Annotated in this window: 14 protein-coding genes; 6 read left to right on the top strand and 8 right to left on the bottom strand. The window is 62.7% G+C overall.

The window, feature by feature from the left end; translation table 11 throughout:
• Positions 1 to 86 precede the first annotated feature (86 nt).
• Positions 87 to 1,070 carry a DUF4328 domain-containing protein gene (locus tag AC05QJ_RS15455; RefSeq protein WP_476747691.1) on the bottom strand — a complete coding sequence of 328 codons (984 nt, stop codon included), beginning with the start codon at positions 1,068 to 1,070 and terminating at the stop codon, positions 87 to 89.
• 326 nt (positions 1,071 to 1,396) lie between these two features.
• Between AC05QJ_RS15455 and AC05QJ_RS15450 the strand changes: the two genes are divergently transcribed.
• Entirely contained in the window at positions 1,397 to 2,893 is a 1,497-nt protein-coding gene (locus tag AC05QJ_RS15450; protein WP_476747690.1) for an APC family permease, read from the top strand.
• 79 nt (positions 2,894 to 2,972) lie between these two features.
• Positions 2,973 to 4,157 carry an iron-containing alcohol dehydrogenase gene (locus AC05QJ_RS15445; RefSeq protein WP_476747689.1) on the top strand — a complete coding sequence of 395 codons (1,185 nt, stop codon included), beginning with the start codon at positions 2,973 to 2,975 and terminating at the stop codon, positions 4,155 to 4,157.
• An 18-nt stretch (positions 4,158 to 4,175) separates the two neighbouring features.
• Here the strand turns inward: AC05QJ_RS15445 and AC05QJ_RS15440 are convergent, their stop codons facing one another.
• Complete coding sequence (locus AC05QJ_RS15440) at positions 4,176 to 5,078, bottom strand: LysR family transcriptional regulator (protein WP_476747688.1); 903 nt, start codon at positions 5,076 to 5,078, stop codon at positions 4,176 to 4,178.
• A gap of 154 nt (positions 5,079 to 5,232) precedes the next feature.
• On the opposite strand from AC05QJ_RS15440, the gene AC05QJ_RS15435 reads away from it, so the two are divergent.
• Positions 5,233 to 6,168: a LysR substrate-binding domain-containing protein gene (locus tag AC05QJ_RS15435; RefSeq protein ID WP_476747687.1), complete on the top strand. Its 936-nt coding sequence runs from the start codon at positions 5,233 to 5,235 to the stop codon at positions 6,166 to 6,168.
• Positions 6,169 to 6,264: 96 nt separating this feature from the next.
• Here the strand turns inward: AC05QJ_RS15435 and AC05QJ_RS15430 are convergent, their stop codons facing one another.
• The 4 genes from AC05QJ_RS15430 to AC05QJ_RS15415 all read right to left on the bottom strand — a co-directional run bounded on the left by AC05QJ_RS15430 (position 6,265) and on the right by AC05QJ_RS15415 (position 18,876).
• Positions 6,265 to 9,237, bottom strand: coding sequence for a hypothetical protein (locus AC05QJ_RS15430; protein WP_476747686.1), 2,973 nt, complete (start codon positions 9,235 to 9,237; stop codon positions 6,265 to 6,267).
• Positions 9,238 to 9,488: 251 nt separating this feature from the next.
• A complete protein-coding gene (locus AC05QJ_RS15425) occupies positions 9,489 to 12,446 on the bottom strand; it encodes a hypothetical protein (RefSeq protein WP_476747685.1) in 2,958 nt (985 codons plus the stop codon).
• 251 nt (positions 12,447 to 12,697) lie between these two features.
• Positions 12,698 to 15,658: a hypothetical protein gene (locus AC05QJ_RS15420; RefSeq protein WP_476747684.1), complete on the bottom strand. Its 2,961-nt coding sequence runs from the start codon at positions 15,656 to 15,658 to the stop codon at positions 12,698 to 12,700.
• A gap of 224 nt (positions 15,659 to 15,882) precedes the next feature.
• Positions 15,883 to 18,876, bottom strand: a complete 2,994-nt coding sequence (locus tag AC05QJ_RS15415) for a hypothetical protein (protein WP_476747683.1) — start codon at positions 18,874 to 18,876, stop codon at positions 15,883 to 15,885.
• Positions 18,877 to 19,303: 427 nt separating this feature from the next.
• Here AC05QJ_RS15415 and AC05QJ_RS15410 point away from each other — a divergent pair, with 427 nt between their 5' ends.
• Genes AC05QJ_RS15410 through AC05QJ_RS15400 form a run of 3 tightly spaced genes read left to right on the top strand, consistent with a single transcriptional unit; the run spans position 19,304 to position 23,962 of the window.
• Positions 19,304 to 21,349 carry a TonB-dependent receptor plug domain-containing protein gene (locus tag AC05QJ_RS15410; protein ID WP_476747682.1) on the top strand — a complete coding sequence of 682 codons (2,046 nt, stop codon included), beginning with the start codon at positions 19,304 to 19,306 and terminating at the stop codon, positions 21,347 to 21,349.
• Positions 21,336 to 22,643, top strand: coding sequence for an ABC transporter substrate-binding protein (locus AC05QJ_RS15405; protein ID WP_476747681.1), 1,308 nt, complete (start codon positions 21,336 to 21,338; stop codon positions 22,641 to 22,643). The genes AC05QJ_RS15410 and AC05QJ_RS15405 overlap by 14 nt, the downstream gene beginning before the upstream one ends.
• Complete coding sequence (locus AC05QJ_RS15400; RefSeq protein ID WP_476747680.1) at positions 22,643 to 23,962, top strand: di-heme oxidoreductase family protein; 1,320 nt, start codon at positions 22,643 to 22,645, stop codon at positions 23,960 to 23,962. Before AC05QJ_RS15405 ends, AC05QJ_RS15400 begins: the two co-directional genes overlap by 1 nt.
• Positions 23,963 to 24,259: 297 nt before the next feature.
• On the opposite strand, the gene gorA is transcribed toward AC05QJ_RS15400, so the two are convergent.
• Positions 24,260 to 25,615 (bottom strand): glutathione-disulfide reductase, encoded by a 1,356-nt coding sequence (gene gorA / locus AC05QJ_RS15395; RefSeq protein ID WP_476747679.1) that lies wholly within the window; start codon positions 25,613 to 25,615, stop codon positions 24,260 to 24,262.
• A gap of 193 nt (positions 25,616 to 25,808) precedes the next feature.
• Positions 25,809 to 26,648 (bottom strand): UTP--glucose-1-phosphate uridylyltransferase GalU, encoded by an 840-nt coding sequence (gene galU / locus AC05QJ_RS15390; RefSeq protein WP_476747678.1) that lies wholly within the window; start codon positions 26,646 to 26,648, stop codon positions 25,809 to 25,811.
• Positions 26,649 to 26,744 lie beyond the last annotated feature (96 nt).

Here is a 26,744-nt window from a genome sequence, read left to right as displayed (position 1 = left end):
ACGGGCCGGCAACGTCGCCGAAAATAACGGATATGCCCACAAAAACCAGCACCAACCCAAAGAGCCAGAAAACCAGAAAACCCGGGTCAACCCAAGGACAACCCAACCCCAGCCCGAACCTCCCCACCACGCAGCGACTGAGCACGATACACCCGGCTCACCAGAACCAGCGTAGTCGCCGCAAACACCACCTCCGTCACCTGAAAGCCCCCCAGCACCAGGGCATTGAACTGAGTCGTCTCCCACGTCCGCAGTACATCCACCCAATAATCCGCAACGCCGCCGACAAACTTGTCCAGCACGAAAACACTCCACCAGAACGGCAGCAACCTGCCAGTCCCCACAGCCTTCGGATCCTCGGGATTCTGGCTGGCCTGGAACACCTCCTTCACCACCTGAAACGGCTTCCACAATTGCATGACCGGAACGAAGAACCAGCCAACCGCCCAACCCGGGGTAAAGCGCATGCCCTGCGCGCCCAGTTGCCGGGCATTGTGGTTGCTGCGATAGATCCACTTGAACATCACCACCGCAGTGGCAATGAACAGCACCATCCCCAGCACCTCGACGAGCCGTTGCCGCCGGTCATTCTCGATGCTTCGAATCAACAGATCGGCCGCTGTCTCAGCGGTGCGCTGGGCGATATCCGCCGCCAGGCGGTATTCCATCGCAAAGCTGACAACCGCGACCAGGCTGAGCAAGATCTGCCCGCCGAGCAGAACCTTCAGCGCGCGGGTCAGGCCAGTGGTGGCCATCAGGCCGGTTACCGGGTCGATGCCGGCGCGCCCGCGCTTGCGGGAAAACCACCAGGCGACCAGCAACGGCAACGCGGCGACAAACAGGTAGCTGCCAATCAGATACCCCACCGAATAGCCACTGGCGCCAGGCCCCATCAACAACACCGACAGCTCGACGGTCATCGACACCGCCAGGAGGATCAGGAACCCCTTGGAACCATTGACCAACCGGCCGCTGTACTGGTTGATCAACGCCGCACCGAAAAGAAACAGCAACCACACCACCAGCAGCGGTCCGAGGGTGGTGCCGTTGACGAGGGAAAACGCAACCATTGCACGACATCCTTATTCAAAAAAGGGCCTTCCAGAAGCGCGCGAGGGTATCAGGGGGCCCTTGATACTGTCGATCCGCCAGCCAAGGTCTCCGGCCGACAAACATCAGTTTTTCCTGATGCCAGCCAAAGCAATCATGAATTTTTCCTGACGCGATGCCGACTTACTCTGAGCCGGAACCCGCCCGGCCTCCCCGGGGCAACCGAGTGTCCACAGAGGCACCGGATCTCGATAACAACTCCAATACCTGCCGAGGATCCCCCAATGCCCGTCCACGCCTTTTTCACCCCGCATCCCTCGATGCCCGAAACCTTGCGGAGGGCGCCATGACCGACGCCCGCCCTGTTACCGCCAACCCCGACGAACACCTGCTGGCCAGCCACGGCTACCGCCAGGAACTGGACCGCGGCCTGAGCCTGTGGTCGTCGTTTTCCGTCGGCTTCGCCACCATCTCGCCGGTGGTGGGCATCTATTCGGTGATGTCCCTCGGCGCCATCAGCATCGGCCCTTCCTGGGTCTGGATCGTGCCCCTGTGCCTGTTGCTGCAACTGAGCGTGGCCCTGGTCTATGCCGAACTGTCGTCGCAGTTCCCTCTGGCCGGCGGTTGCTACCAGTGGGTGCGGCGCCTGGTGGGTGATCGCCTGGCCTGGTTCACCGGTTTCCTCTATCTGGCAGCAGCGCTGGCCTCGCTGACCACCGTGGCCTACCTCGGCGGCTTCTGGCTGGGCTTGCTGATCACCAACGAACCGCCTTCGGCCAACACCCAGGTCGCATGCGGTGCAGCGCTGCTGGCCCTGGGGCTGGGGGTCAACCTGCTGGGCATCAACCCGCTGAAGTACTTCGTCAATGCCGGGATCTTCGCCGAGGCCATCGCTTCCATCGGCATCGGCGTGGTGTTGCTGCTGTTCTTCCGCAACCATGACTTCAGCCTGCTGTTCAGTAGCCTGGGCGCCGAAAGCGCGTCCGACGGCTCGTACCTGAGCGGCCTGCTCACCGCGCTGGCGGTGTGTGGCTGGGCCTTCCTCGGTTTCGACGCCTGCTCGCAGCTGTCCGAGGAAACCACCGACGCCCGCGTGTCCACGCCCCGGGCCATCCTGCGCTCGATGCTGGTGGTGGGCCTGACGGTGATGCTCACCGCCTTCGCCGTTACCCTGTCGTTCAAGGACCCGGCCGCCGTGGTCAGCGGGCAGATCGTCGATCCGGTCACCCCGGCCGTGGTGGATGCCCTTGGCGCCTGGGCAGAGCGGCCCTTCGTCGCCATCGTGCTGATCGCCTTCGTCGCCTGCGTGGTGTCGGTGCAGACCTACATCGGCCGGGCCATCTTCGGCATGGCCCGCGACGGCATCCTGCCCGGCTCGGCCGTGCTGCGCCGGGTAGACCGGCGCAAGGTGCCGATGGCGGCGATGGTGTTCAGCACGCTGGTGGCCAGCCTCGGGCTGGGCCTGGGCCTGAATGCCACGGCGGTCGGCACGCTGATCGCCTTTGGCAGCGGCGGCTTTTTCTTCGTCTTCCTGATCGTCACCGTCAGCGCACTCTACGCCCGTCTCAGCGGACGCTGGGATCCGGCCAAGGGCGCCCTGCAGCTCGGCCGCAAGGGCTTGGCGATCAATGCCTTCGCGGTGTGCTGGCTGCTGTTCGAGGCGATCAACGTCGCCTGGCCCCGTGAACTGCTGGCCCCACCCGGCGCCCCCTGGTTCCAGGTCTGGGCGGTGGTGGTGGTGTTTTCCGCCCTGGCCCTGTTCGGCCTCGCCTACCTGTGGCTGGCCAAGCCCCATCGACGCATCGCCACCAGCCTCAGCTTCGCCAGTCGCGCCGTCGACTGATCCCCCCTCTGCGCCCCGCCCCACCACACCGGCCCCGCTGCCGGTGGGGCGGGCGCCTGCCTGAATGAAGGAACCGACCATGTCCACCCTGCATTACTGGAACTACCCCACCGAGATTTTCTGCGGCACCGGCGCCCTCGACCTGCTCGCCCAGCGCTGCGCCCTGGCGGGCATGCAGCGCCCGCTGCTGGTGACCGACCCCGGCATGCTGACGTTGCCACCGCTGCTCGCCGTGCGCGCCCACCTGGACGCTGCGGGCATCGATTACCGGCTGTTCCACGGCCTGTCCGGCAACCCGAGCCTGGACGAAGCCCGCGCCGGCGCGGCAGCGTTCGCCGCCGGCGGGCATGATTCGCTGATCGCCGTGGGCGGCGGCAGCGCGCTCGACGCCGCCAAGGGCATCGCCCTGCTCAGCCGCGACCCCGATGGCCTGGAGCGCTTCGAATGGGCGCAGATGCTGGCCCACTATCCGACCCTCGGCGACTACCCGGCGTTGCAACTGCCGCCGCTGATTGCCCTGCCAACCACCGCGGGCACCGGCTCGGAGCTGGGCCGCGAGGCGGTGCTCACCGACACCGCGCAAGGCGTGAAGAAGGTCATCGGTCACCGTGAACTGCTGGCGCGCAGCGTGATCCTCGACCCGGCGCTGACCACCGGCCTGCCCGCGAACCTCACCGCCGCCACCGGCATGGACGCCCTCACCCATCACCTGGAGGCGCTGTTCTCGCCGCTGCATCACCCGATGTCGGCCGGCATTGCCGTGGAAGGTGTGCGCCAGGTCAAACTGCACCTGGAAAACGCCGTGCGCGATGGCAACGACCTGATCGCCCGCGAAGGCATGCTGGTGGCCTCGGCCAGTGCCGCGGTGGCGTTCCAGAAGGGCCTGGGCGGCGTGCATGCCCTCGCCCACCCGCTGGGCGCGCGCCATCACCTGCACCACGGGTTGCTCAATGGCGTGTTGTTGCCTTACGTATTGGTGGCCAATCGCAGCGCCATCGAGCGCGACGCGGCGCGGCTGGCGCGCTACCTGGAACTGGACGACCCCAGCTTCGACGGGCTGCTGGCCTGGGTGCTGGAGCTGCGCCAGCGGGTGGGCATTCCGGCGAGCCTGGCGCAACTGGGGCTGACCGGCGAGGACGCGGCGCAAGTGGGTGAGCTGGCCGTGGCAGATGTATCGTCCTCGGACACCAATGCCTTGCCCCTCACGGCGGCGGACTATTCACGGATCTACCGCAATGCGGTGGCGGGCATCCTGGCCGGTTGAACCGCTGCAAGCACGCGGTCAGATGGCCAACCCGTGCACCCTGAGCAGGTCTTCGATGAACGCCCGCGCCGCCTCGCTGCGCGGGCGTCCGCCGTAGGTAATCATGCTGTGCTCCACTTCGTAGCGCAGGTGCTGCGGCTGCAAGGCGCGCATCCGTCCGCGCTCGATCCAGATCTGCGCGTAGTGGGTCGGCAGGTAGCCCAGGTGGGTCCCGGCCAGGACCGCATGGGCCACGGCTTCCATATGGTAGGCCGTGGCCCGGCTGCGCTCGGGGCGCAGCGGCAGCGCCTGGTTTTCCGGGAGGAAACCGTGGCTGATCCAGTTGCACGCAGCAATGCTGTCCAGCGCCGGTTCGGCTTCGTCGAACAGCGGATGCCGGTCGCCACAGAACACCCCGATTTCTTCACGGTACAGCGGCAGGTAATCCAGGCTTGGCCGGGACCGGCTGAAGTACGACACCGCCAGGTCCAGTTGCCCGTCGATCACCGCCAGCTCAAGCTCGGTGGGCGAATTGACGTAGAGGTTCAACTGCACGTCCTGCTCGCGGCGATGGAAGGTGGCCAGCGCCTCGCCGAAGCGTGCCTGGGGCAAGGTGGCGACGTTGTCTGCCAGGCCCACGTACAGATCGCCCACCAGATTGCCCGACAGCGCCTGGGCCTCGTCGCGAAACAGGCCGATGGCGTCGAACATTGCCCGGGAGGCCTCGAGAATGCGCCGGCCCTTGGCGGTCAGGCGAAAGCCGCCCTTGCCCCGCTCGCACAGGCGATAGCCCAGGCGTTTTTCCAGGCTGCCGATGTGCATGCTGATATTGGACTGGCTCATGTTCAGTTCGGCCTGGGCCGCCGTAAAGCCGCCGCATCGCACCACAGTGGTGAAGATGCGCAACAGGCGCAGGTCGAGGTCGGTGACGGTACGGAGCATGACGGGCGAGCGCTGGAAGATAGGCGACCAGTGTAGGCGCCATGACCCGGAGCCACCAGCGGCCCGGACGAAAGTTTTTCTACTGCCTGCCCTGTTCTTCGCCGCGCCATGGCGGTAGCTTCGTTCAGGTCTTTTCCCTGGCGAACACACCCTCATGGCACTCGATTCCGGCCCTTCCCTCAACGCCCTGCGGGTGTTCGACGTGGTGTCGCGGCACGCCAGCTTTCGCCTGGGCGCCGAAGAGCTGGGCGTGACCCAGGCCGCGGTGGCGCAGCAGATCCGCGGGCTCGAGGCCAGCCTCGGCCTCAAGCTGTTCGAGCGCCTGCCCCGCGGCCTGGCGCTGACGGACAACGGACGCACCTACGCCGCCAGCCTGCGCAAGGCTTTCGAACTGATCGACGAAGCCACCCGCGCCCTGCGCCCCGAGCCCACTCACCTGACCATCAGCGTGACACCCAGCTTCGCCTCGCGCTGGCTGATCCCGCGGCTGGCCGCATTCACCGAGGCCCACCCGCAGATCGACCTGCGGGTGCTGGCCACCGAGCGGCTGTCGCATTTCCACACCGATGGCGTCGACATCGCCGTGCGGTATGGCCGGCCGCCCTTCGGGGCGGGGCTCAATGCCGAGCCGCTGTTCGATCAGCACATCGTCGCCGTGGGCAGCCCGGCCCTGCTGGACAGCCAGGGCATGCCACGGCAGGTCAGCGACTTGCAGCATTTCATGCTGCTCCACGATGCCCACAACCTCTGGCCGCAATTCATCGCGCGGTTCTTCGAACAGCCCCTGGCGAACACACCGAAGAACATGCGATTCAACCAGACCTCGCTGGCCATCGAGGCGGCCATCGCGGGTCAGGGCCTGGCGCTGGCCAGTCACTTTTTCGTTCAGGATGATATTCGCGCCGGTCGTTTGCGCAGCCTTACCGAGCAGCCGTTGCAGTTGGACACGGGCTTTTATCTGGTGTGGCCGCGCAAGGCGCGTCACGTCGGGGCACAGGCGGTGGTAAGGCAGTGGTTGGTGGATCAGGCTGGGGCGTGTGCGAATGCTAGGTTGCCGGCCTCCGGCAACGGTCAGTCGGGAAACGCCTGAGACTTCGGTAACTTGCTGCACTCGGGCTGACGAAATTGGAGTATGAAGAGGATGGATAAAATGGCCCCGCCCATTAAAAACGGACGGGGCCGAACTTCAAATATCAAAAATCATGTCAGTGAACCACATATAGTTTTCAACGGGCCTGTCATTTACCCCCTCTATTCTGGAGATGAATTTTCCGCTAGGCGCCTTAAATTCGATTCTTATTTGGCTACTTGACCCTATGGCACGCTCCCTTCCCAGTTCCGTACCCTGCGCATCATAGAATATGTAAGTAGCCCAATAGTACTGGCCCGTCATACTTGAAAAATTAACCCGACGACACTCAAATTTCAAATCCAGACGAATGGATCTACGACCATCCATGCGTGGCCCTGCTGCTACTATTCTAGCCGAGCCAGCAACATCCTCCACTGTAATATCCATTGTAGGAAGTTCTATCAACCCACCATAAGTAATCGAGTGATCTCCGTGTTTATCAAATTTCTCGAAAATCAGATTATGCTCCGACCGAACAGAGACACTCAAAATCGGGAAGCGTGAAGCCGCACTTTCCTGATCTCCGCCATTGAGTGCCGCTTTCAGTTCAACTTTCAGCTCGCTGTAGTTGCGTAACAACAGCAAATCACTTCGCGGCAGGAATACCTTCAGGCCCGCGGTGACTTCCCCCGACGTCACTGCTTCGGCTATTACCAGTTCGACGATGTGCGCGCCCCCCTCCTTGTCGGTGCCGTAAGCGCGCAGCCAGTAACGCTGACCGGCGCTGATCCCCGTCCATGGCTCAACGGTGATTTCTGCATCGCCATTGAAGTCATGAAGATCGAGCAGCCCCTCCTTGACCTGTGGAATGACCGGCGTCGGCAAACCTTCCGGCGGGATTTCCATGACCACCAGCCTCAATTCCTCTGAAAGCCGGCCCTGGCCTTTACGAACTCGCGCGTAAAACACCTGAATTCCGTGACCGTCACTGGCCTGCAACACATCCGCCGGCACCGGGAAGTCCACGTACCCCTGCGTGCTGCCCGGTTGCTGTGTGCTGTCATAAAGAGGCTTCTCACCCACAAAGCCCCAAGTGATGGCCAGAATGTCTTCCGGCACCATATCCGCATAGCTCACACGCACCGTGGCGCCCTTCAGCGGATCGAGCAATCCATCCACCGCTTCCAGCACCACCGCTGCGGGCAGCGGTGCATCCTCCTCCTGTTCCTTGCCGATCTTCAGCCGCAGGCTTTCCGAGTAACGCGTCGGCTGGCCCGGCTCTTCCACCCGGTACAGCACCTCCACTTCGCCGTCGAGGTTGTCCCGCAATTGTTCGCCATCGACCAGGAAACGTACCGGTTTGCCAGCCGTGAATTCGTTGATCGGCATCGAGTCGCTGAAGTTGCTTCCCGCTGTGGCTCGCCATTCCAGGTGCACGGTTTGCCCGTCGCGCATGTTGGTGTAAGGCGCGATCACCACGTCCACGCCGTTGGGCAGCAGGTCCGGGTCGAGCCAGCCATCGCTGGCCGCCGGGCTCACATCCGGGGCCGGTAGTGCGTTCTGTGCTTCGCCCACTTGCAGATGCTCACGCTCGGACGTAAGCGGTGCGTCCAGACCGGAGCGGCGAATTTCGTAGTAGACCTCCAGCCGACCGCCTTCCAGCGGTTTGATGTAGTTGGCCTGAACGGTGAAAGGCAGGGGTTTGCCTACTCCGCCGGCACTGACCGAGCGCGCTTCGGTGTGCAACAGCGGGCTACCACTGGCCAGCGTACCCAGCCAGGTCATCGTTACCCAGTCCCCGGCTTGCAGCGCCGCGCCGGGCACTACGACGGTGGCAAGAGGCAAGTCGGGGTCAAGGCTGCCGCCTACCGCTTCGGTGACCGTAGGCTTGGGCAGCTGCTGTTCCACTCCGATGAAACTGGCGAAGGCGCGCTTGGAGGTCACGTCGCTGCCATCGCTGCGGCTGACCTTGTAAGCCGCTACGCCACGGCCGTGGCCCAGTCCGCGGACATCGGCATTGGGCACTTCGAAGCTCAGCACTGCGGGAATCCGCTGAACGTTCTGCGGTTCGGAGGTGTAGCTGATTTCCTGGCCTTGGGCCGTTGTGCCGATCCAGGTGAGTGTCACGCTGTCACCCACCGCGATGCCGCCATCGCGAACCACGATGACCTCCACGGGAAGGTCGTCATCACCCAGTTTGTCCAGGTCGATCACATCGTACGGATCGGCATTGTCGTCGGGGTTGACGATCAAAGGCGCATCCGGCCGGCTGCCGTCGACTTCCACCATCACATGACTGCGTGGCGACCAGTCGCTGGATTGGTTGTGCACCTCGTCCATCACCCGGTAGACCAGCACCAGTTCGTCACTGTCGCCGGCCTTGAGAATCACGGCTTCAGGCACGGTGATCTCCACCGCCTGCCCCACCTCGGCGGCCTTCACCTGGTGCGTAACGAGTTCACCGCCCCAGCTCAGGGTAATGCGGTCGTACTCGCGCATGTTGGGATAGGGCGCGATGCTGACCTTGACCCCATTACGGGCGGCCTCTTCGTCGATGATGCCGCTGGGTGGCAGTTCCGGTGCTGGCGGAGCGAGGTTCTGATGACCTGGCAGGTCCGGTTCGGGATCGGTGCCACCGGGCTGGGCGCGGCGTACCAGTATCTGCAGCTCCAACGAGAGCTCCTTGTTGCCGCTGCCCGAGCGGGTGACGGTGTAATGCACCTTGTGCAGGCCTTCCGGAATCTTGCCGGCATTGACGAACAAGGCGAAGCTGGCGCCGATATGTTCTTCCAGAACCAGCCCCGAGGCCGCCGAGGCCGAATCGTCACCCCAGTAGATATCGACCCAGTCACCCGCACGCATATTGCTGTAGGGCTGCACCAGCACCAGCAGGCCATCGGCGTGCTGACTCAAGGCGGCATCATTGAGCCCGCCATCGGCACCGGGGGTTTGCATGGGGGTGATCAGGGCCGGGATGTACAACGGATCGAGGGCCAGCGTGTCGCCCGAGCGGGCGCGGATCTGCTGGCTGAACAAGGCGATCCGGTGAAGAAGACTGCCGGAATCGAGGGGTTCCTGGATGGTCATGACGGGTGCTCTCCGCTAGCGGGTGGGAACAACGACTCGGGTGGAACGAGGAGTCATTGAAGAGCCGCGCGGGGAATCGCACAACTGACAAAAATATCAGGTGCTGGGCCGGAAGCGAGACGGAGTGGATGTGGAAGGACGCAATCGTCGGCTGTGCAGAGGATTTATGGAGGTCACTGTGAAAGTGGATATTGAAGAACGTGTATAAATGGCCCCGACCATTGAAAATAGACGGGGCAAGCCTTCAGGAGTTAAAGCTCAAAAATCATGTTTTCCGTCCACGAACTACTTGAGCCAACCGCCTCTATCCTGGAAATTAAATCACCATTTTTTGCTTTAAATTCAACGTCAGAGTACAGTGGCGTGCCCAAAGTGACACTCCACCTACCAAGCTCAACCCCCTGAGCATTATAAAACACGTAAACAGCCGCATAGATTGAACTTCGGAAGTTAGTAAAGTTCACGCGCCAGCATCGGAACTTCAGTTCAAGGCGAATCGTTCTATTCCCTATCAGATATCTCGACCCAAGAGAGGCACTCCCTTGAGCATTCAACACCGAGATTTCCATCGTATCGATATCAAGAGGCTCCCCATAATAAATTTGCTTAGATCCGTATTTCTCAAACCTCTCAACAATAAGATTATGCTCTGACCGAACTGGGACACTCAAAATCGGGAACCGTGAAGCCGCACTTTCCTGGTCGCCGCCATTGAGCGCCGCTTTCATTTCGACTTTCAGCTCGCTGTAGTTGCGCAACAACAGCAAATCGCTTCTGGGCAGGAATACTTTCACTCCAACGGCTACTTCTGCCGATGTTACGGTTGCAGCCAACGCCAGCTCGACAATGTGCGCTACACCGTCTTTGTCAGTGCCGTGGGCGCGCAACCAATAACGCTGACCGACACTGATCCCCGTCCATGGCTCCACGGTGATTTCTGCATCGCCATTGAAGTCCTGAAGGTTGAGCAGCCCGTCCTCGACCTGGACAATGACCGGCGTCGGCAAACCTTCCGGCGGAATTTCCATGACCACCAGTTTCAGATCCTGTGAAAGCCGGTTCTGGCCTTTACGAACCCGCGCGTAAAACACCTGTACGCCATGACCATCACTGGCTTGCAGTACCTCCGCCGGCACGGGGAAGTCCACGTACCCTTGCGTACTGCCCGCTTGCGGCTCGCTTACGTAAAAAGGCTCCTCGCCAACCAGCCCCCACGCAATGGCCAGTTCGTCGCTCGGCACCATGTCCGCATAACTCACCCGCACCGTCGCCCCCTTCAACGGATCGAGCAATCCATCTACCGCTTCCAGCACCACCGGTGCGAGCAGCGGTACATCCTCTTCCTGTTCCTTGCCGATCTTCAGGTGCAGGCTTTGCGAGCGTCGCGTCGGCTGGCCCGGCTCTTCCACCCGGAACCACACCTCCACCTCGCCCTCGGCGTTGTCTTGCAGTTGCTCTTGCTCGATTCGGAACAGTATCGGCTTGCCCGCCGAGAATTCGTTGAGCAGCATGTAATCGGTGAAATGGCCTCCCACCGTGGCCCGCCATTCCAGGTGCACGCTCTGGCCGGCACGCATGTTGGAGTACGGCGTAATCACCACGTCCACGCCATTGGGCAGCAGGTCCGGGTCGAGCCAGCCATCGACGGCCGCCGGGTTTACGGTGGGCGCCGGCAGTGCGTTCTGCGCCTCGCCAACCTGCAGGTGCTCGCGCTCGGACGTAAGCGGTGCCTCCAGGCCCGTGCGGAGGATTTCGTAGGAGACCTCCAGCCGCCCGCCATCGAGTGGCTTGATGTAGCTGCCTGGCACGGAGAAGCGCATCGGGCTGCCACCGCCATTGGCACTGACCTGCCGCTCGGCCGTGTGCAGCAGCGGGCTGCCGCTGGCCTGGGTGCCCAGCCAGGTCATCGTTACCCAGTCCCCGGCCTGCAGCTCCGCGCCGGGCACCACCACCGTGGCCTGGGTCAAGTCGGGATCGAGGCTGCCACCCACCGCTTCGCTGACCGTGGGCTTGGGCAGCTTCTGTTCCACACCGATGAAACTGGTGAAGGCGCGCTTGGAGGTCACGTCAGAGCCATCACTGCGGCTGACCTTGTAAGACGCCACGCCACGGCCATGTCCCAATCCGCGGACGTCGGCATTGGGCACTTCGAAGCTCAGCACTGCGGGAATCCGCTGGACGTTCTGCGGCTCCGAGGTGTAGCTGATCTCTTGCCCCTGAGCGGTGGTGCCGATCCAAGTCAGCGTCACGCTGTCGCCCACCGCGATTCCACCATCGCGAATCACCATCACGTCGACAAACAGGTCGCCATCGCCAAGTTTGTCCAGGTCGATCACATCGTACGGATCGGCATTGTCGTCGGGGTTGACGATCAAAGGCGCATCCGGCCGGCTGCCGTCGACTTCCACCATCACATGACTGCGCGGCGACCAGTCGCTGGACTGATTGTGTACTTCGTCAATCACCCGGTAGACCAGCACCAGTTCGTCACTGTCGCCGGCCTTGAGGATCACCGCTTCAGGCACGGTGATTTCTACGGCCTGCCCCACCTCGGCGGCCTTCACCGCGTGCGTAAGGATTTCGCCGCCCCAGCTCAGGGTGATGCGATCGTACTCGCGCATATTGGGGTACGGGGCGATGCTGACCTTGACGCCGTTGCGGGCGGCCTCCTCGTCGATGATGCCGCTGGGTGGCAGTTCCGGTGCTGGCGGAGCGAGGTTCTGATGGCCTGGCAGGTCCGGCTCGGGGTCGGTGCCACCGGGCTGGGCGCGGCGTACCAGTATGTGCAGCTCCAGGGACAGCTCCTTGTTGCCACTGCCCGAGCGGGTGACGGTGTAATACACCTTGTGCAGGCCTTCGGGAATCTTGCCGGCGTTGACGAACAAGGCAAAGCTGGCGCCAATATGTTCCTCCAGAACCAGGCCCGACGCCGCCGAGGCCGAGTCGTCACCCCAGTAGACATCGACCCAGTCACCCGCACGCATATTGCTGTAGGGCTGCACCAGCACCAGCAGGCCATCGGCGTGCTGACTCAAGGCGGCGTCGTTGAGGCCGCCATCGGCGCCGGGGGTCTGCATGGGCGTGATCAGGGCCGGGATGTACAACGGATCGAGGGCCAGGCTGTCGCCCGAGCGGGCGCGGATCTGCTGGCTGAACAAGGCAATCCGGTGAAGCAGGCTGCCGGAATCGAGGGGCTCCTGGATGGTCATGACGGGTGCCCTCCGTTAGCGACTGGAAACAACGACTCGGATGGAACGAGGAGTCATTGAAGGGCCGCGCGGGGAATCGCACAACTGACAAAAATATCAGGTGGCTGCCTAGAACCGAGGCGGAGTGGATGTGAAAGGTGCAATCGTCGGCTGTGCTGAGGATTTATGGAAGGCACTGTGAAAGCGGATATATTAATAACGCGTATAAATGGCCCCGGCCATTGAAAATGGACAGGGCCAGCCTTCAGGTATTAAAGCTCAAATATCATGTTTCTGAACGATGACACACTAGGGCTAATAGCTTCTATCCTGGAAATAAATCTTCCAATCGACGCTGTGAATTCGTGGTGCTGGTAACCAGCCTCGCCAGACAGGATAATCTTGCCCAGTTCAGAGCCTTGGGGGTCATAGAAAACATAAGTAATCGAATGCTGCGTGTAGCGATACGCGGTGAAGACAAGGTGCCGACACTCGAATTTCAGATTTAGGCGATAAGACTTGTAACCAGCCAACATAGGCACTGTCCCTGTTACACTGGCATTCCCAGCAGCATCTAGAACCGTAATATCCATCGTTGGAATATCGATAACTTCACCATAGTAAATTTGTTGAGTTCCATATTTATCAAATTTCTCAACAATTAGATTATGCTCTGAGCGAACAGGGACACTCAAAATCGGGAACCGTGAAGCCGCACTTTCCTGATCACCGCCATTGAGCGCCACTTTAAGCTCGACTTTCAGCTCGCTGTAATTGCGCAATAACAGCAAATCGCTTCTGGGCAGGAACACTCTCAGCCCACCGGCGACTTCCGCCGACGTCACTGCTTCGGCTATGGCCAGCTCGACGTTGTGGGCTCCACCCTCCTTGTCAGTGCCGTAAGCGCGCAACCAGTAACGCTGACCGGCGGCGATCCCAGACCATGGCTCCACGGTGATTACAGCATCGCCATTGAAGTCCTGAAGATTGAGCAACCCGTCCTTGACCTGCGGAATCACCGGCATCGGCAAACCTTCCGGCGGGATTTCCATGACCACCAGCCTCAGTTCATCTGAAAGCCGACTCTGGCCTTTACGAACTCGCGCGTAAAACACCTGAATTCCGTGACCGTCACTGGCCTGCAACACATCCGCCGGCACCGGGAAGTCCACGTACCCCTGCGTGCTGCCCGGTTGCTGTGTGCTGTCATAAAGAGGCTTCTCGCCCACAAAGCCCCAGGTGATGGCCAGAATGTCATCCGGCACCATGTCCGCATAACTCACCCGCACCGTCGCGCCCTTCAGCGGATCGAGCAGTCCATCCACCGCTTCCAGCACCACCGGCGCGAGCAGCGGCGCATCCTCTTCCTGTTCCTTGCCAATCTTCAGCCGCAGGCTTTCCGAGTAGCGCGTCGGCTGGCCCGGCTCTTCCACCCGGTACAGCACCTCCACTTCGCCGTCGAGGTTGTCCCGCAACTGTTCGCCATCGACCAGGAAGCGTACCGGTTTGCCAACCGTGAATTCGTTGATCGGCATGGAGTCGCTGAAGTTGCTTCCCGCCGTGGCTCGCCATTCCAGGTGCACGGTCTGCCCGTCGCGCATGTTGGTATAGGGCGCGATCACCACGTCCACGCCGTTGGGCAGCAGGTCCGGGTCGAGCCAGCCATCGCTGGCCGCCGGGCTCACATCCGGAGCCGGTAGTGCGTTCTGTGCTTCGCCGACCTGCAGGTGCTCGCGCTCGGACGTCAGCGGTGCGTCCAGACCGGAGCGGCGAATTTCGTAGTAGACCTCCAGCCGACCACCTTCCAGCGGTTTGATGTAGTTGGCCTGGACGGTGAAAGGCAGGGGTTTGCCTACTCCGCCGGCACTGACTGAGCGCGCTTCGGTGTGCAGCAGCGGGCTACCACTGGCCAGCGTACCCAGCCAGGTCATCGTTACCCAGTCCCCGGCCTGCAGGGCCGCGCCGGGGACCACGACGGTGGCAAGAGGCAAGTCGGGGTCGAGGCTGCCGCCTACCGCTTCGCTGACCGACGGTTTTGGCAATTGCTGTTCCACGCCGATGAAGCTGACAAACGCGCGCTTGGAGGTGACGTCGCTGCCATCGCTGCGGCTGACTTTGTAAGCCGCTACGCCGCGGCCATGGCCCAGTCCCCGGACGTCGGCATTGGGCACTTCGAAGCTCAACACTGCGGGAATTCGCTGGACGTTTTGTGGCTCGGAGGTGTAGCTGATTTCCTGGCCTTGGGCCGTGGTACCGACCCAGGTCAGCGTCACACTGTCACCCACGGCGATGCCGCCGTCGCGGACCACGATGACCTCCACGGGAAGGTCGTCATCGCCCAGTTTGTCCAGGTCGATCACATCGTACGGATCGGCATTGTCGTCGGGGTTGACGATCAAAGGCGCATCCGGCCGGCTGCCATCCACTTCCACCATCACATGGGTGCGTGGCGACCAGTCGCTGGATTGGTTGTGCACCTCGTCCATCACCCGATAGACCAGCACCAGTTCGTCACTGTCGCCGGCCTTGAGAATCACCGCTTCAAGCACGGTGATTTCCACGGCCTGCCCCACCTCGGCGGCCTTTACTGCGTGTGTAAGGAGTTCCCCGCCCCAGCTCAGGGTGATGCGGTCATATTCGCGCATGTTGGGATAGGGCGCGATGCTGACCTTGACGCCGTTGCGTGCGGCTTCTTCGTCGATAATGCCGCTGGGTGGCAGTTCCGGCGCAGGCGGAGCGAGGTTCTGATGGCCTGGCAGGTCCGGTTCAGGGTCGGTGCCGCCGGGCTGGGCGCGGCGTACCAATATCTGCAGCTCCAGCGATAGCTCCTTGTTGCCACTGCCGGAGCGGGTCACGGTGTAGTGCACCTTGTGCAGGCCTTCGGGAATCTTGCTGGCGTTGACGAACAGGGCAAAGCTGGCGCCGATATGCTCTTCCAGAACCAGCCCCGATGCCGCCGAGGCCGAATCGTCACCCCAGTAGACATCGACCCAGTCACCGGCGCGCATGTTGCTGTAGGGCTGCACCAGCACCAGCAGGCCATCGGCGTGCTGATTCAAGGCGGCATCATTGAGGCCGCCATCGGCGCCGGGGGTCTGCATCGGCGTGATCAGGGCCGGGATGTACAAGGGATCAAGGGCCAGGCTGTCGCCCGAGCGGGCGCGGATCTGCTGGCTGAACAAGGCGATCCGGTGAAGAAGACTGCCGGAATCGAGGGGTTCCTGGATGGTCATGACGGGTGCTCTCCGCTAGCGATTGGGAACAACGACTCGGGTGGAACGAGGAGTCATTGAAGAGCCGCGCGGGGAATCGCACAACTGACAAAAATATCAGGTACCCCCCTAGATTAGGAAAACTATCTTCTCATACGCTTAGCAGCACTACTGGCGCATGCTTCTATTTCATATAAAGAAAAATCGGCCCTGCAGCCTAAGCTGCAGAAGCCGACCTCTGAAGTTCAAAGTTCGAAGATCAGATTATCAAGATACGCACCTGTTCCTGATGTCTCCATTACCATAGTTGAAAAGAACTGACCTGGAGGCGCGGTGTATGTATATCTAAAACTCCCACCCGCCGACCCGGACTGTTGACGGAACCGCCCGATTTCCAAACCCTGTGCGTTATAAAAACTACAGATTGTCGGGTACCAAGGATGATAAGTCGCAGAAAATTCTACAGCCCTACATTGGAACTTCAGCGCCATGGAAATCGCTATGACCGAACTCAAAAGCATGCCATCCATGTGAGGCTGATTACCAGAGACCTGTATAACCTCAGCCCAAGAACTAGGCGTAAAAAGCGTGATCGTCATCGTTGAGGTATTAATAGACTCCAGGTAGTTGATCTTCTGAGGAGGCAGATCATTGAAGTTCTCATGAATGGTTCGCTTTTCCACTCGCACCGTCACAACCAATAGCGGGAACCGTGTCGCCAGATCTTCATTACTACCACCACTCAGAGCCACTTTCAGCTCGACCCGCAACTCACTGTAATTGCCCAGCAGTATCAACTCACTTCTGGCAAGGACCAGCTTTAGCCCTCCAGCAATATCTGCCGCCGTGACCGTCTGGCCCACTGCAAGATCGATGGTATGGGCGGTACCGTCTTGCTTCGTCCCGTAGGCTCGCAACCAGTAATATTGACCCACCGCAATTTCCTGCCACGGCTCAACCGTCACATCGGCATTTCCGTTAAAGCTCGTGAGGTCAAGCCCACCCTCCTTGGCCTGCACAATGACCGGCGTCGGCAAACCTTCCGGCGGGATTTCCATTACTACCAGCCTCAGTTCCTCTGAAAGCCGGCTCTGGCCTTTACGAACTCGCGCGTAAAACACCTGTATCCCGTGGCCATCACTGGCTTGCAGCACATCCGCTGGCACCGGGAAGTCCACATACCCCTGCGTGCTGCCCGGTTGCTGTGTGCTGTCATAGAGAGGCTTCTCACCCACAAAGCCCCAGGTGATGGCCAGTATGTCTTCCGGCACCATGTCCGCATAACTCACCCGCACCGTCGCACCCTTCAACGGATCGAGCAGTCCATCCACCGCTTCCAGCACTACCGGTGCGATCAGCGGTGCATCCTCTTCCTGCTCCTTGCCGATCTTCAGGTGCAGGCTTTGCGACCGTCGTGTCGGCTGGCCCGGCTCTTCCACGCGGTACCACACTTCGACCTCACCCTCGGCGTTTTCTTGCAACTGCGCCTGCCCGATGCCGAACGGCAGCGGATGGCCCACCAGGAATTCGTTGATCGCCATGAAGTCGGACGTGCCGCTGCCCACCGTGGCCCGCCATTCCATGTGCACGGTCTGCCCCACACGCATGTTGGCGTACGGCGCGATCACCACGTCCACGCCGTTGGGCAGCAGGTCCGGGTCGAGCCAGCCGTCGCTGGCCGGCGGGGTCACGCCGGGCGCCGGCAGGGCGTGCTGTGCTTCGCCCACCTGCAGGTGCTCGCGCTCGGACTTCAGCGGTGCGTCCAGGCCGGAGCGCAGAATTTCGTAGTAGACCTCCAGCCGCCCGCCATCCAGCGGCTTGAGGTAGTCGGCCAGGACGGTGAACACCAAGGGGGAGCCCGTGCCGCCGCTGCTCACGGGGCGTCGCGCGGTGTACAACAGCGGGCTGCCGCTGGCCTGAATGCCCAGCCAGGTGAATTCCACCATATCCGAAGCCTGCAGCGCCGCACCGGGTACCACCACCGTGGCCTGGGGCAAGTCGGGGTCAAGGCTGCCACCCACCGCTTCACTGACCGTGGGCTTGGGCAGTTGCTGCTCCACGCCGATGAAGCTGACGAACGCGCGCTTGGAGGTGACGTCGCTGCCATCGCTGCGGCTGACCTTGTAAGCCGCCACGCCACGGCCATGGCCCAGTCCGCGCACATCGGCATTGGGCACTTCGAAGCTCAGCACTGCGGGAATCCGCTGGACGTTCTGCGGCTCGGAGGTGTAGCTGATTTCCTGGCCTTGGGCCGTGGTACCGACCCAGGTCAGCGTCACACTGTCACCCACGGCGATGCCGCCGTCGCGGACCACGATGACCTCCACGGGAAGGTCGTCATCACCCAGCTTGTCCAGGTCGATCACATCGTACGGATCGGCGTTGTCGTCAGGGTTGACGATCAGCGGGGCATCCGGTCGGCTGCCATCCACTTCCACCATCACATGGCTGCGCGGTGACCAGTCGCTGGACTGATTGTGCACCTCGTCCATCACCCGGTAGACCAGCACCAGTTCGTCACTGTCGCCGGCCTTGAGAATCACGGCTTCAGGCACGATGATTTCCACCGCCTGCCCCACCTCGGCGGCCTTCACCGCGTGCGTAACGAGTTCACCGCCCCAGCTCAGGGTGATGCGGTCGTATTCACGCATGTTGGGGTACGGGGCGATGCTGACTTTCACGCCGTTGCGGGCCGCCTCTTCGTCGATAATGCCACTGGGTGGCAGTTCCGGTGCTGGCGGCGCGAGGTTCTGATGGCCCGGCAGGTCCGGCTCGGGGTCGGTGCCACCGGGCTGGGCGCGGCGCACCAGTATCTGCAGTTCCAGCGACAGCTCCTTGTTGCCACTGCCGGAGCGGGTGACGGTGTAGTGCACCTTGTGCAGGCCTTCCGGAATCTTGCTGGCGTTGACGAACAAGGCGAAGCTGGCGCCGATATGCTCCTCCAGCACCAGCCCCGATGCTGCCGACGCCGCATCGTCACCCCAGTAGACATCGACCCAGTCACCGGCGCGCATGTTGCTGTAGGGCTGCACCAGTACCAGCAAGCCATCGGCATGCTGACTCAAGGCGGCGTCATTGAGCCCGCCATCGGCGCCGGGCGTCTGCATCGGCGTGATCAGGGCCGGGATGTACAAGGGATCGAGGGCCAGGCTGTCGCCCGAGCGGGCGCGGATCTGCTGGCTGAACAAGGCGATCCGGTGAAGAAGACTGCCGGAATCGAGGGGTTCCTGGATGGTCATGACGGGTGCTCTCCGTTAGCGACTGGAAACAACGACTCGGGTGGAACGAGGAGTCATTGAAGGGCCGCACGAAAAACCGCACAACTGACAAAAATATCAGGTGCCCGCCTGGCCCAGGCCCGAAGTCCCATGGAATCAGGCCGCGACCTGGATGAGCACGATTGCGACCTCACCGCTATGTATTTTCATATATAGCGTTGTCAGCGCACGTCCCTCGCAGCTAGTATTCGCCCCGGCCCGGCTTGTCTGCCGGGTCAGGTATCCGTAAGCACCAGGGATCCGACCATCTCCGGGGAGGGAGATTTCGGGTCTTTTTTACGGCTATCGCTGTATACACGAATATATAACGATGAGGCCGGAAGGCTGTTGCGCGGTGCGTTCGCAGCCCGTCAACAGCAGCGCCGCGCCTCCATAACATGGAGCCGTCATGAAGTCGTTCACCCCTCGCGCCCTGGTAGTGGCCATCGCTGCCGTCCACGCGCAATCCCTTCTCGCTGCCGAAACCAGCCAGCCGTTCAGCCTCGGCGAAATCCAGATTTCCGCCCCTCAGGATGAAAAACTGGCCACCGGCAGCACCGTTGTCGAACTCAAGGACATCCGCCTGCACGACCGCGAAACCGTGGACCGCGCCCTGGCACTCGCCCCCGGCGTGAACCAGAGCTATATCGGCGGCCGGGCCGAGCAGGTGGTCTACGTACGCGGCTTCGACCGCCTGCAGGTGCCGGTGTACATCGATGGCATCCCGACCTACGTGCCCTACGACGGCAACATCGACCTCGGTCGCTTCACCACCTACGACCTGTCGCGCATCGAAGTGGCCAAGGGCTTCGCCTCGCTGCTGTACGGGCCCAACACCCTGGGTGGCGCAATCAACCTGGTGACCCGCCGGCCCACCGAGGCCTTCGAGGGCGAGGTGGGCGGCGGCCTGGAACTCACCGATCACGGCAACGTCAATGCGTACCGCAGCTACGCCAACGTCGGCTCCAACCAGGGCAACTGGTGGATGCAGGGCGGTGTGTCCTACGTCGACTACGACTACAGCCTGCTGCCGGACGACTTCGAGCCCACCAACAACCAGCAAGGCAACGGGCGCCGCGAGAACAGCGACAAGCGCGACGGCAAGTTCAGCTTCAAGCTCGGCTTCACGCCCAATGAAACCGACGAATACGTGCTGGGCTATGTCCAGCAGGAAGGCCGCAAGGGCCAGCCGCCCTATGCCGGCGACCTGCCCGCCACCGGCCAGCGCAAGCGCTGGTGGGAATGGCCGCAGTGGGACAAGACCAGCCTGTTCGTCGCCACCAATACCCGCTTCGGCGAGCACGGCCTCAAGACCCGCGTGTACCACGACACCTTCAAGAACTCGCTGGAGAGCTACGTCTACAACAACGGCATTCCCGGCGCGCTGCAATCGGGCTTCCCGAGCAAGTACGACGACGAGTCCACCGGTTTCTCCATCGAAGGCGACCTGGCCATCACCGAAGGCAACCGCCTGGGCGTGGCCTATCACTTCAAGGAAGACGTGCACCGCTCCCGCGACGGCAGCGATCCACAGACCCATTTCCGCGACCAGACCCAGTCCATCGCCCTGGAAGACACCCTGCGCCTGAACGACATCTTCAGCCTCGTCGGTGGCGTGTCCTACAACTACCGCAAGAGCCTGGACGCCGAGAACTTCGGCACCAACGCGACCTCACCGAGGGTCAAGACGCTGTACGACGAGCCCACCGGCAGCGACGATGCGGTCAACAGCCAGCTTGGCCTGTTCATGAACACCGGCCCGCTGCTGGACATCGACCACAATGGCCAGGTGCGCTTGACCGTCTCGCGCAAGAGCCGCTTCGCCACCATCAAGGACCGCTACTCCACCCGCTTCGGCACGGTGATCCCGAGCCCGGACCTGAAGTCGGAACGTGCCACCCATTACGAGTTGGGCTACAGTGGCGCGCTGACGTCACAGTGGAGTCTGGACGCCGCGCTGTTCGTGGCCAATATCGAAGACTCGATCCAGCAGGTCACCGTCCCGGCGCAAGCCAATTGCGCGGCCCCGTGCGGGCAGTACCAGAACATCGCCAAGGCGCGCAACCAGGGCTTCGAGCTGGGTCTGAAAGGTGATCTGGGCGACTGGGAGCTGGGCGCCAGCTACACCTTCCTCGACCGCGAGAACCGCAGCAATCCCGAGCTGCACCCGATCGACACGCCGCGCCACAACCTGTTCGCCTCGGCCACCTGGAACCATGACGCCTGGCGCCTGACCGGCAGTGCCGAAGCCGCCTCGCGGCGCTACAACACCTCGGATGGCACGCAGATGTCCGGTGGCTACGCGGTGTACAACTTCAAGTCGGGCTACCGCTTCAGCAACGATGTGCTGGTGGAGGCCGGTGTACGCAACCTGTTCGATCGCCTGTACGAATACAGCGAGGGGTATCCGGAAATTGGCCGCAACTACTTCGTACAGTTCAATGTTCCGCTGTAAGGCATGGCTGACGGCCCTGGCCCTGGCGTTCGCTTCGGCGGGCGTCCAGGCCGCGGCGCCGAAGCCGGTGGTGGTGCTGACCAGCTACCCGGAAGAAATGATGAGCCGTTTCGAGGAAGCCTTCGAGCAGGCCAACCCCGGGTATCGCCTGCAGATCCTCTGGCGCCAGGGCTTCGATGCCCTGCCCTTCCTGCGCCAGCCGGACCAGGGCGGGGTCGATGTGTACTGGGCGCCGTCGCCGGGCAACTTTGCCCGCCTGGCCAGGAACAACAGCTGGCAGCCGCTGGGCGTGGACCTCACCGGGTTGCCGGCGCGCATCGGCGGTACTGCCCTGCGCGACGGCGGTGCGCACTACCAGGCCACGGAGCTGGCCGGCTACGGCTTCGCCATCAACCCCGAGGTGCTGGCGGCGCTGAACCTGCCTGCACCGCAGGACTGGACCGACCTGCTCGATCCGCGCCTGAGCGGCCGCATTGCCTTGCCCGACCCGGGCCGGGTCGGCTTTGCTCCGGTGCTGCTCGACATCGTGCTCCAGGCCTACGGCTGGGAGCGCGGTTGGGCACTGTGGAGCGAGATCGCCGGGCAGTCGCGGCTGGTGAGTCGCGGCGGCACCCTGGTCAGCGATGAGGTGGCCAGCGGACGCGCGGCGGTCGGCCTGTCCATCGACTTCTTCGTCGCCTCGGCGGTGAGCAACGGCCAGCCGGTGGACTTCGTCTATCCGGCCCACGGCGGGCTCAACCCGGCGCATATCGCCATCACCCGCGATGCCAGGGATGTCGAGGGTGCTCGGGCCTTCGTGCGCTTCGTGCTGTCCGAGGCCGGGCAGAAGCTGCTGGCCGACCCGGACATCCGCAAACTGCCGGTGCGGCCCAGCGTGTACGCCGGGTTGCCGGCGGGTTACCACGATCCCTTCGCAGCGGCGGCCAAAGGCGCCTACCGCTATGGCGACGACAGTTCTCGCGAGCGCCTCGCGCTGGTGACGTCGTTGTTCGTGCAGTGGCTTGGCCAACCCCATGAGCGGCTCACGGCGCTGTGGACACGGGTACATGCCGGGGAAGCCGCGGGCCGTGACCTGACCGCCGTGCGCGCCTACCTTGGCGTGCCACCGATCAGCGCCGGGCAAGCGGCCTCCACCGACCTGCTCAAGCTGTTTGGCGCCCGCCAGGACAGCGGCATGGAGCACACCCCCGCCAGCGATCAGGATGAACTGGGCAAGTACGAGATCGCCTGGCAGTTCTACAGCGCCACCCGCCACGCCGAGGCGGCGCGGCTGCTCGACGAGATGGGGCTGTGATGCGCGTCTGGCTACTGGCCGCCGCTGCGGCGCTGACTACGTTACACGCCAGCGCCGAGGTCAATCGCGAAGCCTTCGCCCAGCCGCTGGCAGGGATGGACGACGAGGCACAACTGGAACGGTTCTTCCGTGGTCGCGGGCTGTTCCGCCAGGCCTGGGTCATCGCGCCCTCGCGGGACGACGCGGTGGACGGCCTCGGCCCGCTGTACAACCGCATCACCTGCATCGCCTGTCATCCGAAGAACGGCCGTGGCCAGGCGCCGGTCAACGAGCATTCGCCGATGCGCACGATGCTGGTCCGGCTGTCGCTGCCAGGGCGCGACGTCCATGGCGGACCATTGGCCCACCCGGCCTACGGCGACCAGCTCAACGAGCTGGGCATTCCCGGCGTACGCGGTGAAGGTCGCGCGCACATTCTCTGGCAGGAAAAGACGGTCGCCCTCGGCAATGGCGAACGCGTCAGCCTGCGCCGCCCGCAACTGAAATTCAGTGAACTGGCCTACGGGCCGCTGGGGGACATTCGCACCTCCGTGCGGGTTGGCACGCCGGTGTTCGGCCTTGGCCTGCTGGAGGCGGTCAGTGCCGGCACCTTGCAGCGCATGGCCGAGGAGCACAAGCCGGATGGCGTGCGCGGACGGGTCAACCAGGTGTGGAGCGTCGAGCGCCAGCGTCTGGAACCCGGGCGCTTCGGGCTCAAGGCCAACCAGCCGAACCTCAACCAGCAGATCGCCAGCGCCCTGCACGGAGACCTCGGCATTACTTCACCGCTGTACCCGCAGGAAAACTGTGCACCGCAGCAGGTAGCGTGCAGGCAGGCGCTCAGTGGCGGTCAGCCGGAGCTGGATGCGATGCAACTGGGTGAGCTTGGGTTCTACCTGGCTCATCTGGCAGCGCCTCCCCGGCGGGACCGCAACGTGCCACAGGTGAAACGGGGTGAGCAGGTGTTCAACGAGACCGGCTGCAGCCTGTGTCACCGCCCCCGGCTGGAGACCGGGGTGCATCCGCAATACAAGGCGCTGTCGCAGCGCCGGATCGAGCCGTTTACCGACCTGCTGCTGCATGACATGGGCGAAGGACTGGCCGATGGCCGCGAAGACTTTCTCGCCACCGGGCGCGAATGGCGAACGCCGCCGTTATGGGGGCTGGGGCTGATCGAACAGATCAATCCCGGGGCCGGCTACCTGCATGATGGCCGAGCCCGCACCTTGACCGAGGCGGTGTTGTGGCATGGCGGGGAAGCGGCCGTGGCGCGGCAGCGGTTCGTGGCACTGTCGGGGGAAGATCGCGGGGCGTTGCTCGCGTTTCTGAAATCGTTGTAGATCGCTGTTGGCCACCCGTGGGAGCTGGCTTGTCGGGGCGTAGAACCCCAGCGATGAGGCCATCACAGGCAATGATGGTGCCTGCTATGACGCCATCGTCGGCAAGGCCGACTCCCACAGGTATCGAGCCCTGCCCTGGATAGCGCGGCTGGCCCAGAACCCTGTAGGAGCGGCTTCAGCCGCGATTGGGCGCGCAGCGGCCACAAGATCTGGCTCTGCGGGTGTGTCAGGCGGGTCGGGGACTCAGGGGTTGCGACGGTTCGGCGCCCCGAAAAGCTCGCTCCACAGGACACGGAATCAGCGCGTCACTGTACGCATGGTCACGAACTCTTCCGCCGCCGTCGGGTGCACGCCGATGGTCTCGTCGAACTGCTGCTTGGTCGCTCCAGCCTTGAGGGCGATGCCCAGGCCCTGGATGATCTCACCGGCATCCGGCCCGACCATGTGGCAACCCAGCACGCGGTCGGTGTCGGCATCCACCACCAGTTTCATCAGGGTCTTTTCCTGCACCTCGGTGAGGGTCAGTTTCATCGGACGGAAACGGCTCTCGAAAATCTTCAGCGAGTGCCCGGCTTCCAGCGCCTGCTCTTCGGTCAGGCCAACGGTGCCGATGGGCGGCTGGCTGAAGACCGCGGTGGGGATGTTGCGGTAATCCACCGGACGATACTCCTCCGGCTTGAACAAGCGCCGCGCCACGGCCATGCCTTCGGCCAGGGCCACCGGGGTCAGTTGCACGCGGCCAATCACGTCGCCGATGGCGAGGATCGACGATTCGTCGGTCTGGTAGGCGTCATCGACCTGGATGAAACCGCGCTTGTCCAGTTGCACTTCGGTGTTTTCCAGCCCGAGGTTGTCGAGCATCGGGCGACGCCCGGTGGCATAGAACACGCAGTCGGTGACCAGCTCGCGGCCGTCCTTGAGGGTCGCCTTGAGGCTGCCGTCCGCCTGCTGGTCGATACGCGCGATGTCGGCGTTGAACTGCAGGTCGAGGCCGCGCTTCTCCAGTTCTTCCTTCAGGTGCGTGCGCACCGAGCCATCGAAGCCCCGCAGGAACAGGTCGCCCCGGTAGAGCAAGGTGGTATCGGCACCCAGCCCCTGGAAGATGCCGGCAAACTCCACGGCGATGTAGCCACCGCCCACCACCAGCACACGCTTGGGCAGGTCTTTGAGGAAGAAGGCTTCGTTGGAGCTGATCGCCAGTTCGCGCCCCGGGATGTCCGGCACCTGCGGCCAGCCGCCAACGGCAATCAGAATGTGTTTGGCACTGTAACGCTGGCCTTCGATTTCCACTTCGTGAGGGGCAGTGATGCGCGCGTGGCCTTCGAGCAGGGTTACACCGCTGTTGACCAGCAGGTTGCGGTAGATGCCATTGAGTCGCTGGATCTCGCGGTTCTTGTTGGCGATCAGTTGCGACCAGTCGAATTGCGCGTCTTCCAGCGACCAGCCGAAGCCTGCGGCCTGCTCGAAGTCATCGGCGAAGTGGGCGCCGTACACCAGCAGTTTCTTCGGCACGCATCCGACGTTGACACAGGTGCCACCCAGGTAGCGGCTCTCGGCCACCGCCACTTTCGCCCCGTAGCCCGCAGCGAATCGCGAGGCACGCACACCGCCGGAACCGGCGCCAATCACAAACAGATCAAAATCGTAGGCCATCGTATTCTCCATCGGCAGGCCGCCAGCATAACGCCGGTAGTTGCAAGCTGTAAGCTGCAAGCCACAAGAAAAAGCCGACCTGCACAGACCGCTCTTTCTTGCAGCTTGCAGCTTGCAGCTTGCAGCTCGAAACTTGCCGCTCCAAAAGTAAAAAAGCCACCCGAGGGTGGCTTCCTTGCTACAAGCGCAGGCCTCAGTAAGCCTTGCCAGTCTTGTAGTAGTTCTCGAAGCAGAAGTTGGTCGCGTCGATGTAGCCCTCGGCGCCACCGCAGTCGAAACGCTTGCCCTTGAACTTGTAGGCAATCACGCAGCCATTCTGCGCCTGCTGCATCAGGGCGTCGGTGATCTGGATCTCGCCACCCTTGCCCGGCTCGGTGCCGGCAATGATGTCGAAGATGTCCGGGGTCAGGATGTAGCGGCCGATGATCGCCAGGTTGGACGGCGCATCTTCCGGCTTCGGTTTTTCGACCATGTTGGTCACGCGGAAGATGTCGTCGCGGATCATGTCGCCGGCGATCACACCGTACTTGTTGGTTTCCTGCGGATCGACTTCCTGGATGGCGACGATCGAGCAGCGGAACTGCTTGTACAGCTTGACCATCTGGGTCAGGACGCCATCACCTTCCGGGTTGACGCACAGGTCGTCCGCCAGGACCACGGCGAAGGGCTCGTCGCCGATCAGCGGACGGCCGGTGAGAATGGCATGGCCCAGACCTTTCATCTCGGTCTGGCGGGTGTAGGAGAACGAGCACTCGTTGAGCAGGCGACGGATGCCGACCAAGTATTTTTCCTTGTCGGTGCCCTTGATCTGGTTTTCCAGCTCGTAGCTGATGTCGAAATGGTCTTCCAGGGCGCGCTTGCCGCGACCGGTCACGATGGAGATCTCGTTCAGGCCGGCATCCAGGGCCTCTTCGACGCCGTACTGGATCAGTGGCTTGTTCACCACCGGCAGCATTTCCTTGGGCATGGCTTTGGTTGCTGGCAGGAAGCGGGTGCCGTAACCGGCTGCCGGGAACAAGCATTTCTTGATCATATGAGTCCTTAACGAAGGGCTGTGCTTACGAAATTCGGCGCAGTCTAATCAGGCGGCACGTACCTTACAATGCCCCGCAGGACCGCAACCGTTGCC

Source organism: Pseudomonas sp. TUM25319 (assembly GCF_056388475.1).
This window is presented reverse-complemented; position numbering and strand designations above follow the sequence as displayed.